The sequence below is a fragment of the Xanthomonas hortorum pv. cynarae genome (genome assembly GCF_002939985.1).
Lineage (GTDB): Bacteria > Pseudomonadota > Gammaproteobacteria > Xanthomonadales > Xanthomonadaceae > Xanthomonas > Xanthomonas hortorum_D.
In genome coordinates this window covers 120,798-132,924 of the sequence record NZ_MDFM01000012.1, presented here as the reverse complement: position 1 = coordinate 132,924, position 12,127 = coordinate 120,798, and the positions used below count along the sequence as shown (strand labels likewise).

General features: G+C 63.9%; 5 protein-coding genes and 1 other RNA gene. All 6 read left to right on the top strand.

Going from position 1 to position 12,127, the window contains the following annotated elements; genetic code table 11:
- Positions 1-36: 36 nt before the first annotated feature.
- Positions 37-945 carry a glycine--tRNA ligase subunit alpha gene (glyQ, locus tag XcyCFBP4188_RS10565; RefSeq protein ID WP_006449095.1) on the top strand — a complete coding sequence of 303 codons (909 nt, stop codon included), beginning with the start codon at positions 37-39 and terminating at the stop codon, positions 943-945.
- 296 nt (positions 946-1,241) lie between these two features.
- The gene (gene glyS / locus XcyCFBP4188_RS10560) at positions 1,242-3,479 is read left to right on the top strand and encodes a glycine--tRNA ligase subunit beta (RefSeq protein ID WP_104592072.1); all 2,238 of its coding nucleotides are present in this window, start codon (positions 1,242-1,244) and stop codon (positions 3,477-3,479) included.
- Positions 3,480-3,862: 383 nt separating this feature from the next.
- Positions 3,863-5,647: an autotransporter assembly complex protein TamA gene (locus tag XcyCFBP4188_RS10555; protein WP_104592071.1), complete on the top strand. Its 1,785-nt coding sequence runs from the start codon at positions 3,863-3,865 to the stop codon at positions 5,645-5,647.
- Positions 5,644-9,498, top strand: coding sequence for a translocation/assembly module TamB domain-containing protein (locus tag XcyCFBP4188_RS10550; protein ID WP_043907493.1), 3,855 nt, complete (start codon positions 5,644-5,646; stop codon positions 9,496-9,498). Before XcyCFBP4188_RS10555 ends, XcyCFBP4188_RS10550 begins: the two co-directional genes overlap by 4 nt.
- Positions 9,499-9,832: 334 nt before the next feature.
- Positions 9,833-9,907: non-coding RNA, sX9 sRNA (locus XcyCFBP4188_RS10545), on the top strand.
- A gap of 366 nt (positions 9,908-10,273) precedes the next feature.
- Positions 10,274-12,079 (top strand): coiled-coil domain-containing protein, encoded by a 1,806-nt coding sequence (locus XcyCFBP4188_RS23275; RefSeq protein WP_006449101.1) that lies wholly within the window; start codon positions 10,274-10,276, stop codon positions 12,077-12,079.
- Positions 12,080-12,127: the final 48 nt, after the last annotated feature.

Below are 12,127 nucleotides of genomic sequence, written 5' to 3'. Positions count from 1 at the left end.
TATACTAGCGCACCCCTTCCGCACGGCCCTTGCTGCATGTCCGATTCCCGGCGCGTTCCAATCACTTTTCAGGGCCTGATCCAGACCCTCAACCAGTACTGGGCCGAACAAGGCTGTGTGCTGATCCAGCCGCTGGACCTGGAAGTGGGCGCGGGCACGTTCCATCCAGCCACCTTCCTGCGCGCGCTGGGACCGGAGCCGTGGAATGCGGCCTACGTGCAGCCTTCGCGCCGCCCCACCGACGGCCGCTACGGCGAAAACCCCAACCGCCTGCAGCGCTACTACCAGTACCAGGTGGCGATGAAGCCCAACCCGGACAACATCCAGGACCTGTATCTGGGCTCGTTGCAGGCGCTGGGCATCGACCCGCTGGTGCATGACCTGCGCTTTGTCGAAGACAACTGGGAATCGCCCACGCTCGGCGCCTGGGGCCTGGGCTGGGAAGTCTGGCTCAACGGTATGGAGGTCACGCAGTTCACCTACTTCCAGCAGGCTGGCGGGCTGGAGTGCAAACCGGTGTTGGGCGAGATCACCTATGGGCTGGAACGGCTGTGCATGTATTTGCAGAGCTGCGACAACGTCTACGACCTGGTGTGGACCTACGGCCCGGACGGCACGCCGGTGAGCTACGGCGATGTGTACCACCAGAACGAAGTGGAGCAGAGCGCCTACAACTTCGAGCATGCCAATGTGGCCGAGCTGTTCCATCGCTTCGACGCCTGCGAAGCCGAGGCCAAGCAGCTGATCGAGGTCGGCTTGCCGCTGCCGGCGTACGAGCAGGTGACCAAGGCCAGCCACGCGTTCAATCTGCTGGACGCGCGCCGCGCGATCAGCGTGACCGAGCGCCAGCGCTACATCCTGCGCGTGCGCACATTGTCGCAAGGCGTGGCGCAGGCGTATTACGCACAGCGGGAGAAGCTGGGGTTCCCCGGGGTAAAGAAGTAACCAAAGCCCCTCTCCCGCCGGGAGAGGGGTTGGGGTGAGGGTCCGGAGGCGTCGCCCTCATGCACCCAAACTCCACAGAGCTTCGCCCGTACCCTCATCCGCCCCTTCGAGGCACCTTCTCCCGGCGGGAGAAGGACCAGCAAGCCCCTCTCCCACCGGGAGAGGGGTTGGGGTGAGGGTACGGAGGCGTAGCCCTCGTGCACCCAAACTCCATAGAGTTTCGCCCGTACCCTCATCCGCCCCTTCGGGGCACCTTCTCCCGACGGGAGAAGGGAACACGTAAAGGTCCACGTCTTATGAGCGAACAACTTCCCCTGCTGATCGAACTGGGCACCGAAGAGCTGCCGGTCAAGGCGCTGCCGGGTCTGGCGCAGGCTTTCTTCGATGGCGTGCTGCACGGTCTGGAAAAGCGCGGCGTCGCGGTCACGCGTGGCGATGCCAAGCCGCTGTCCACACCGCGCCGTCTGGCGGTGCTGCTGCCGGGCGTGGCCACCGAGCAGCCCGAACAGCGTTCCGAAGTGCTGGGCCCGTATCTCAACATCGCGCTGGATGCCGAGGGCAAGCCGACCAAGGCGCTGGCCGGTTTCGCCGCCAAGGCCGGGATCGACTGGACCGCGCTGGAGCGCACCAGCGATGCCAAGGGCGAGCGCTTCGTGCATCGCGCGGTGACGCCGGGCGCGCGCACCGCCGATTTGTTGCCGGAGATCCTGCGCGAAGCCATCGCCGCGATGCCGATCCCCAAGCCGATGCGCTGGGGCGCGCACGAATATGCGTTCGCGCGGCCGGTGCAGTGGCTGGTGTTGCTGTTCGGCGATGCGGTGATTCCGGCCGAGCTGCTGGGCGTGCGTGGCGATCGCATCACCCGCGGGCACCGCTTCATGCATCAGGGCGAAGTCTCGCTTGCCGCACCGGGCGATTACGTCGAAGCGCTGCGCGCCGCGCACGTGCTGGTGGATGCGGACGCACGCCGTGCGCGCATCGTGGAAGAAGTCGAAGCGGCCGCAAAGCAGGCCGGCGGCAGTGCGCGCATCAGCGAGGACAATCTGCAGCAGGTGGTCAACCTGGTCGAATGGCCGTCGGCGGTGCTGTGCAGCTTCGAGCGCGATTTCCTGGCGGTGCCGCAGGAAGCGTTGATCGAAACCATGGAAATCAACCAGAAGTTCTTCCCGGTGCTGGATGCCGGCGGCAAGTTGACCGAGCAGTTCATCGGCATCGCCAACATCGTCTCCAAGGACGTGGCCGAAGTCGCCAAGGGCTACGAGCGGGTGATCCGTCCGCGTTTTGCCGATGCCAAGTTCTTCTTCGACGAAGACCTCAAGCAGGGGCTGGAGGCGATGGGTGCGGGCCTGGCCAGCGTCACGTATCAGGCCAAGCTGGGCACGGTGGCCGACAAGGTGGCGCGCGTGGCTGCGCTGGCCGAAGTTATTGCTCCGCAGGTGGGTGCCGATCCGGTGCAGGCGCGTCGCGCCGCGGAATTGGCCAAGAACGACCTGCAGTCGCGCATGGTCAACGAATTCCCCGAATTGCAGGGCATTGCCGGCCGGCATTACGCCAAGGCTGCTGGCGAGCCTGGCGAGATTTCGCTGGCGATCGATGAAGCGTACCAACCGCGTTTTGCCGGCGACGACATCGCACTGTCGCCGTTGGGCAAGGTGCTGGCGATTGCCGAGCGTCTGGATACGTTGGCCGGTGGCTTTGCGGCCGGGCTGAAGCCGACCGGCAACAAGGATCCGTTTGCGCTGCGGCGCAATGCGTTGGGGTTGGCGCGGACGGTGATTGAGTCGGGGTTTGACTTATCACTACTTGATTTGATCAAGAAAGCAGTGGGTTTGGTTAGTTCCGCTTTGGCCTCGTCGCAAGCTAGTAAACAACAAACAGCGGCTGAAGCCGCCAAGACCCAAGGCGTCAATGTCGCAGAGCGTCAGAGCGGCGGACTATGGGTGCCAAATGTAGAGGCGACTACAGCAGAAATTTTTGATTTCGTCCTGGATCGTTTGCGAGGCTACTACGCAGACAAAGGCGTCCCTGCCACGCACTTCAATGCAGTCGCCGCATTGTTCTCGGTCGCGCCCGAGGGTGCTCCTACAGCGCTCGGCGTAGGAGCGCACCTGGGCGCGACCCACGGATCCCTCTACGACTTCGACCGCCGCATCGATGCGATCGGCATCTTCGCCACGCTGCCCGAGGCCGAAGCATTGGCCGCAGCCAACAAGCGCATCCGCAATATCCTGCGCAAGGTCGAGGGCGAGATTCCCGGCGATATCGACACCAGCCTGCTGCGTGAGCCGGCCGAAGAAGCACTGGCCGAAGCAGTGGAAGCGGCCATCGGCGACACCGGCGATGCGTTGCACCGCCACGACTATGTTGCGGTGCTCGCGCGCCTGGCGCGCCTGCGCCCGCAGGTCGATGCGTTCTTCGATGGAGTAATGGTCAATGCCGAAGACGCGCAGCTGCGCGCCAATCGGCTCGCGTTGCTGAAGAAGCTCGGCGACCGCCTCGGCAGCGTGGCGGCCATCGAGCATCTGTCCAGCTGATGGCCCTGCTGATTGCGTTGCCCGCAGCGCGAAGCCGAATGCGGGCAACCATCAACGCTGGCTGACCCAGGCGGGTGACTGCAGCCGTTGGGCAGTGCCCCCGCCCGATGCGACCTGTCGTCGGTAGCGCCTCAGCGATCTGTGCATGCCTGTCCCAGTCGTATCTGCAATTGGGGTCGTGCGGGCTGCAGCACCAATCCGTGCATCTACGCTCCATTAGGCGCGTTACAGGCGGCGATACTTTCATAGTGCTGCGGCGCGTCATCGCACCGCGTGCCATATGCGCGCCCATGTGCATGCGCGCGTGACATGCCCCATGGCACCCTGGCCACTTAGACGCGCCATTAACAGCCCTCCACGCCCAGCCCGGTATCCTCCGCCCCATGCGATTCATCTTCCGGGTCCGCCCCGTTCTCCTGCTTTTGTGCGTGCTGGCCGGCCCCGCCCTTGCCCGCGGAACCATCGACAAGATCGAAATCAAAGGCTTGGACGGCGACGACGACGCCGAGATGATCGAGAACATCGAGGTCTCCCTGTCTCTTTACGAGGCTGTCGGCAAGGAGCAGGGCGAGTCGCGCATCGAGTATTTGCTGGCACAGGCCGAGCGGCAGACGCGTGAGGCGTTGGAGCCGTTCGGCTACTACTCGCCGACCATCGAACTGGCCGCACCGCGCGAAGGCGACAAGGTCACGGTGGTGATCACCGTGGAGCGTGGCGAGCCGGTGCGGGTGCGGCAGTCGCATATCTCCATCACCGGCTGGGCCGAGCAGGACCGCTACCTGGGCCAGGATCTCAAGCAGTTCGAGCCGCACGAGGGCCAGGTCTTCAGCCACCCGCAGTACGAAGCCAGCAAGGTGCGCATCACCCGTCGTCTGGCCGAGCGTGGTTATTTCGATGCCGACTTCACTCAACGCCGCGTTGCCGTCACCCGTGCCGAGCATGCCGCCGATATCGATTTGAACTGGGACAGCGGCCGCCGCTACGACATGGGCAAGGTGCACTTCGATTACGACTACTTCCGCGAAGGCCTGTTCGACCCGTTGGTGTACTGGGACGAAGGCAGTTACTACCACGAAGGCAAGCTGGATCGCCTGCGTGAGTCGCTGACCAAGCTGGATTACTTCAGCACCATCGATATCCAGCCCAAGCCGGAAGAAGCCGACGACCAGGGCCGCGTGCCGGTGGAGGTCAAGCTCACCCGCGCCAAGCGCACCGTCTACACCTCGGGCTTGAGCTACGGCAGCGAGAGCGGCGCCGGTGTGCGTGGCGGCGTGGAGCGGCGCTACGTGAATTCGCGCGGCCACAAGATGGACACGCAGCTGGATTACGCGCAGAACCGCAAGAGCCTGACCACCAGCTACCGCGTGCCGGCGTTCCGCTGGCTGGATGGCTGGTACACCGCCTCGGCGCGGCTATACGACGAACAGACCGACTACATTGACCTGCGCAACGTCAAACTCACTGGCAGCCGCAGTGGCCAGATCAACGAGCGCTGGAGCGCGATCGCCTCGATCAACGCCTTGCGCGAGCGCTGGCGTTTCAGCAGTGGCGACGATTTCGAAGGTGCGGTGTACGAGACTTCCACGCTGGTCTATCCGCAGTTGCAGGTGAACTACGTCAACGTCGACGACCGCCTGTTCCCGCGCAGTGGCGTGTCCGGGCAGGCGTTCATCCGCGGCGGTGCCGAAGGCGCCGGCTCGGACACCAACTTCGGCCAGGTCTACGGCCAGCTGCGCTGGTTTCTGGGCGCCGGCGACAACGGTCGGGTAATCCTGCGCGGCGAAGGCGGCACCACCTGGACCAGCGATCTGGTGGCGATGCCGCCGAGCCTGCGCTTCTTTGCCGGTGGCGCCAACAGCATCCGCGGTTATGCGTTCCGCGAAGTCGGCCCGCGCACACCCAGGCCGGACGAATTCGCACTCGGTGCCAAGAACGTGGTCACCGCCAGCGCCGAGTACGAGCATTACCTCAAGGGCGGCCCGTGGGGCGGGGCGGTGTTTGTCGATAGCGGCAGCGCCTTCGACGACACGCCCGACTGGCATACCGGTATCGGCTTCGGTCTGCGTTGGCGCTCGCCGGTGGGACCGGTACGCGTGGATATCGCGCATGGCCTGAACGACCCCGACTCGCAGTTTCAGCTCTATATCGATATCGGGGCCAACCTGTGAGCACACCCACGCCAACCCCCGCACCGCGCCGTGCGCGTTTCTATCGCCGGCGCCGGTTCTGGGTGGGCTCGGGGCTGACCGTGCTCGGCCTGGTGTTGCTGGCGTTGATCGCGGTGTACTGGTTGCTGCAGACCGTGGCCGGGCGCGATGTGTTGCTGGCGCAAGTAGTGGCGCGCCTGCCGGTCGGCGCCACCTTTACCTACGGCAAGGTCGAAGGCCCGGTGGCCGGCCCGCTGACCCTGCGCGATGTCGACTTCCGTTATCAGGACATCCACTTCACCGCCGAGCGTGTGTATCTGGAACCGGACCTGCGCCCGCTGCTCGGCCGCAAGCTGCAACTGGATGCGGTGCAGGTCAGCAATGCCACCTTGAATCTGGGCAAGAGCGAGGAACCGTTCACGCTGCCGAGCTGGCCCGAATCGTTGCCGCAGATCAACGTACCGCTGGCGATCCAGGCCGACAAGATCGCGGTGGACAACCTGCGCATCACCCAGCTGCAGCAGCCGATGATCGTCCTGCACAAAGTGCAGGGCGGGCTGGAAGTGGCGACCGGAGAGTTGCGCACGCGCAATCTGGTGATCGACACCGATATGGGCGATTTCCGCCTGCACGGCGACTACATTCCCAACGACGATTACCGCGCCGACCTCACCGCCACCGCGGTGTTGCCGGCCGCACGCGGGCGCACGCCGGCCAGCCTGGGGCTGGTTGCACGCGGCGATCTGGACAAGATGGAAGTGGCCATCGCCGGCCGCGCGCCGGCCCCGCTGCAGGCCAGCCTGGTGTTTACCGGGCGCGACGCGCCGACCTGGGCGTTCAAGGCGGTGACCGACGCGCTGGATACCTCGCTGCTGATGCCGGCCAGCAACGGGCAGTACGCCGCCCCGGCCACGCCGATCGCACTGAACCTGCAAGCCTCCGGCAAGGGCGGCGCCGCCGATCTGCAAGGCAGCGTCAAACAAGGCGAGCTGAGCGCCACGCTGCAGCCCTCGCATATCAGCCTGCTGGACCAGGTCATCACGGTCGAGCCGCTGGTGATCGATACGTTCGAAGGCCGTACGCAGTTGCGTGGTACTGCGGATTTCCGCGACACCCAGAATCCGAGTTTCCGTTTCGCGGTCAACGCCAGCGGTTTGCGCTTCACCCCGACGCCGGACCCGGCCACCCCCGATGCGCCCGCTGTGCCGGTGGAACTGGTCGACGCGCGTCTGGGCGTGGCCGGTACCTTGAAGGCGTGGGCGGCAATCGGCCGCGCCACGCTGGAACGCGACGGGCAACAGGCCGCGCTGGTGTTCGACAGCCGCGGCAACGATCAACGCGCGCAGCTCAAGCAGGTGCAGGCCAAAACCCCGGGCGGCTCGCTGGATCTCACCGGCGAAGTGGGCTGGACGCCGGAGCTGCAATGGGATGTCACCGCGCAACTGGCCAAGTTCGATCCGGGCTACTTCGCGCCGGGTTGGAACGGCAATTTGTCCGGCAAAGTCGCCTCCAAGGGTCGCCAGTTGCCAGCACCGGCCGGCGGCGTATCGCCGGGCTTCGAAGCCACTGCGGATATTCCGACCCTGACCGGCCAGCTGCGGCAACGCGCGCTGTCGGCCAATGGCAAGTTCGCCCTGCGTGGCGAACAGGGCGAGGGCGAATTGCAGCTGTCGCTGGGCAATAGCCGCATCAACGCCAAGGGCAAGGTCGGCGACCAGCTCGACATCGCCGCGCAACTGCAGCCGCTGCAGCTGGACGATGTGTTGCCCGGTGCCACTGGCACGGTGCGCGGGCAGTTGCAGGTCAGCGGCCGTCGCGACGCGCCCGACATCACTGCCGACCTCGTCGGCAATGGCTTGCGTTGGAACGACTACAGCGCGCAGAGCATCAGCCTGCGTGGACGGTTGCCGTGGCGCGGCAGCGATGGACAACTGGCATTGCAGGGCACCGCGATCGAAGCCGGCGTGGTGCTGGACAGCGTGCGCGTGCAGGCACGTGGCGCGGTGGAAGCCTTGCGCCTGGATGCCGACATCGCCAACAGCATGGCCAGCGTCGCCTTGCAGGGCGATGTGCGCCGTAACGGTGAGCGTTGGCAGGGGCAGGTGGGCACCTTGCGGATCGCACCAGCCAAGGGCGCTGCGTGGGCGCTGCGGCAGCCGGCGCAGTTCAGTACCGACGGCGCGGCATTTACCTTGTCCGACACCTGCCTGGGCGCTGCCACCGGCGGCGCGCTGTGCGCCAGTGCCAACTGGCCGCGCGAAGGCATGGTGGTGCACGGCGATGCATTGCCGCTATCGCTGGTGCAACCGTGGTTGCCCAAGCAGCAAGGCCGGCAGATCTATCTGCGTGGCGAACTCGCGCTCGATGGCAGCTTCAAGCCGCGCGGCAATGCGTGGGAAGGTTCGTTCCGGATCGCCTCGCCCGAGGGCGGTATTCGTCTGGGCGAAACCCGTTATGCGGCCGTGGCCGGCAACCCCAATCGTGGTGAGTTGCTGCGCTACGACCAATTCAGCATGCAGGCCGATTTCAATCCGCAGCAGATCCAGGCCAAGCTCGGTATCGGTTTCCAGGGCGCCGGCTTTGTCGATGCCAAGTTCAATACCGGTTGGGATGCGTATGCGCCGCTCAACGGCGAGCTGTATCTCAATATGTCGCGCTTGTACTGGCTGGAGCTGGTGGTTGCCGATGTGGTGCAGCCCAAGGGTCTGGTCGAAGGCCATGTGAGCCTGCGCGGCACCCGCGACAAACCGCTGCTCGGCGGCGACGCGACCTTGAGTAACTTCACTGCCGAATATCCCTCGATGGGTTTGACCCTGAGCGAGGGCAAGGGCCGCTTCGACGCCTTGCCGGATGGCTCGGCCAAGATCACCGCATCGGCCAAGTCGGGCGAGGGCACGCTCAACATCGACGGCGGCCTGTCGTGGTTCGGTACCACCACGCCGCTGCTGCTGAATATCCGCGGCGAGAATGTGCTGGCCTATAACACCAGCGAGTTGCGCATCATCGCCAACCCGGACATGCAGTTCGGCATCACCGACAACACCATGCAGCTGCGCGGCAAGGTCACCGTGCCCGAAGCCGATATCGACCTGGAACGCCTGGATCGCGGCACCTCCGTGTCCGAGGACGTGGTGGTGCTGGACCCGGTGGACCCGGAAGCCGCGCCAGCCTCGCCGCTGGATATGGACCTGGCCATCGTGCTCGGCGACAAGGTCAACATGAGCGGCTTCGGCTTGAAGGGCGGGCTGAGCGGGCAGATGCAGATCCGCGCCCGCCCAGGCCGCGAAATGACCGCCAATGGCGGGCTGGATGTGCGCGGCCGCTACAAGGCCTATGGCCAGGATCTGACCATCAGCCGCGGCCAGCTGACCTGGAACAACAACATCGTCTCCGACCCGCGCGTGAGCCTGCGCGCCGAACGCAAGATCGGCGATGTCACCGCCGGTATCGATGTCAGCGGACGCGCCGAATCGCCACGTGCCGATGTGTGGTCGGACCCGGCGATGTCGCAATCCGAAGCACTCTCGTATCTGGTGCTCGGCCGCGGCCTGTCCACTGCCAGCAGCGACGAAACCCAACAGGTCAGCGCCGCCTCGGCGGCCCTGTCGGCCGGCAGCAGCCTGATCGCCTCGCAGATCGGTGCCAAGCTCGGCCTGGACGAAGCCGGGGTGAGCGAATCCAGCACCGTCGGCTCGGTCGTGGGCTTCGGCAAATACCTCTCGCCCAAACTCTACGTCGGCTACGGCGTCTCGATGGTCGGCAGCGGCTCGGTGCTGACGCTGAAATACCTGCTCAGCCGCGGCTTCGATGTGGAAGCCGAATCGAGCACGGTGGAGACCAAGGGGTCGGTGAATTGGCGGCGGGAGAAGTAGTCCGGGTATTAGGGCCGCAGCGCTCACCTTCGTCACGCACGGGATCGTGCTGTGTGTGGCATTGCCAGGAAGCCCCAGCGTATCCATGGCGTTGCATGGCTTGATGTATGCGTCTGCATCATTGAACCCGACATGGCATGTTGCTCACCGCCAACGCGGCTGGTGGCCGGCTCGCGCTTGCGTCCAGGCTGGTGACGCCGTGGGGCGATCCGGCCGATGACATCACTCGGCGCAGGTGGTTGCTTCAGACCTGACGTATAGCGCTGCGTCTTAGAGTGGCTAACAAAACTGCTTCGCTCACCGCCAGGCGGGCGCGCCGGTGCTCGGAATCCTCATGTACCGCTCGTACCTGCAGTTCCTCCGCGCCGTTCGCACCCACCTGGCGACTGGTCCCTACGCTTTGTTGCTCACTCTTAGTGTTGGTGTCCAGTCAGTGGCCGGTACCAAACCTTTTGATATGATGCGAAACCTTTTGCTCATGAAGTGAACTTCGCATTGACGCAAATTTCCTCGGCTTATCGCGATCCGCAGGGGTTTCTACAGTAGTTAGATTGCGTCTGTGCGTGCAGGTTGATTGATAACGCAGTGGCTGCACACATCATCGAGCGCTTAGAGCGAAGTCTAGCGTGACAGTCCTTGCCAACTTGCGGTCCGGTCCGTTGGTTAAATGCACTTGTGAAGTTCTGCAAGTCAACGTCTTGTCGGTCTAAGGTGCGTTGCGCAATTTCTGACCTGACTGCAATGAATGGTATGACGCGCGTTCCAAGGAGTCATTATGAAATCGAAAGTCGGGCCTGGGTCCACTGCACCTTCGGCTTCTTTCGAAGTTGGATCGACATCGGAACCGATTGCCCAGCCTGACCAAGATATTCGGCCTGGATTTAACGCGTCGGCCCCGCTGCTGGAGCTGCGACCCAGGCCGGATGCCAATCGGCCGCGTTCGTTGAAAGGACGTATCGCCAGCAAGCTGTCCGAACGACAGACAGTCTTCAACTTCGGCATTCCAGGCACCGGGCGTACGATCAATCGACCGCTGCGCAGCGGTGTTCCAGTAAATGACCAGCCATCTGCAGATACACACAGTGCGGATCTGGATCCATTGGCGCTAGAAGCCCGTCAATTAAAAAAGCTCGCTAAGTCGACTCTCGCGAGTCTGAAAGCAGCGCCGATAGCAGTATGGGATCGCCCGGCGTCTCCAGCCAAGCGAAGTGTTGGGAGCCAGCTGCGCTCTTGGCTCAGGCCTGCCTCGCTGCGCACCATTGTGGGCAAAAAACCGGCCAAACCCGACGCTGCGAGCCAGCAGCATAATCCCGCCAGCGTTGTGGCCATGGCCGCTGCGTTGATCGAGCGGCTGGATCATGAGCGTCAAGGCCTGGATGCCGCACTCACTGCGCTTGCCCAGGTACGTGCAGAGTGTGAGACGATCCGGCATGCGCTCCGGCCAACCTCGCTTGCCACCGCTCTGGCCAATCCAGCGCAATTACGAAACAACCATCAGCGCCTGGAACAGGCACAGGTTCGCCTGCAGTCGGCCGAAACGCATGCACGCCTCAGTCTGCAACGATTACGTGATTCGGTGCATGACAAAGAGGTCATGCGGGTGTGTGCGCTGAGCGAGCAACAGGATCAGACCAGGCAGCAGGCCGAGATTTCCCGGCAATTGCTGAGCGATCTTCAAGCTGGCCTGTGCTCAGTGGATGCACGCATCATGGACCGGCAAGCGGCCACCACGCAGAACCTGGAAGCCAAGGTCGCACAGACCCGTGCGTTGATGTCCCAGGAACGCGACAGGAGCATCGCCGAGCGCGCCGTGGTGCAGACCGAGACACGTCTGCATAGCTTGCGCAATCAACTGCAAGCTAGCAACGATCCAGCGCAAATAGCTGTTCTGGAAGCGGCTATTGCGCAGACGCAGGATATGCTCGCAGGTACGCTGCAGACGCATATGCAGTTGGAGCAGCTCCTGGCGCATGTGGAAGCCGAGTGTGCTGGTCTCAATGACGAGATCGGCACACTGCATCGGCAACGTGCTGCGGACGCTGGTGAGCGCGTTGGGATCAACGCAGCTGAGAGAGAGTTGCATCGCACGCGACAGCAACTCATCGCCGAGCAATCGACTGCCGAAGAGCTGTGCGACCAAGTGGCGGTCAAGCAGGTTCGCGAGCACCATCTGACAAATCAGATCGCAGCGACGCAGGACATCGCGCTACGGGATGCGGCTGAAATGCATGCTCCACTGCAGCGCATCGCCACCGGCCTGTCCGGTCCAGACACGCCAACGCCATTACCGGCATTTGCCGTCATCGAAATCGTTACCTCCGCCTTGACAGAGCTTATCGGCAACGATGCGGCGCGTGCAAAAAACGTTCTGGATGCAATGTATCAGCACAGTGCCTGGCATTGGCCGCGTATTGCAGAGAATATGTCCAAATCGTCGAGAACGCGCCCGACAGGTTCCAACAATACCCATCGCGACATCGTGGCGCCTTGCCGGAAGCTAGCCAAGATTCCGCGTGGCGTAGAGATCATGCAACTGCTGTCCAACCAGGGTGGCATGCCTGCACCAGCAGATAATGCATAGGCGTTGCGGGTATTTTGGAATGCCAACGACGCCCAGCTGAGCGAATCG

Excerpts from the sequence above, each read along its gene's own strand:
- glyQ (WP_006449095.1), top strand. The coding sequence starts at position 37 with ATGTCCGATTCCCGGCGCGTTCCAATCACTTTTCAGGGCCTGATCCAG.
- XcyCFBP4188_RS23275 (WP_006449101.1), top strand. The coding sequence starts at position 10,274 with ATGAAATCGAAAGTCGGGCCTGGGTCCACTGCACCTTCGGCTTCTTTC.
- XcyCFBP4188_RS10555 (WP_104592071.1), top strand. The coding sequence starts at position 3,863 with ATGCGATTCATCTTCCGGGTCCGCCCCGTTCTCCTGCTTTTGTGCGTG.
- glyS (WP_104592072.1), top strand. The coding sequence starts at position 1,242 with ATGAGCGAACAACTTCCCCTGCTGATCGAACTGGGCACCGAAGAGCTG.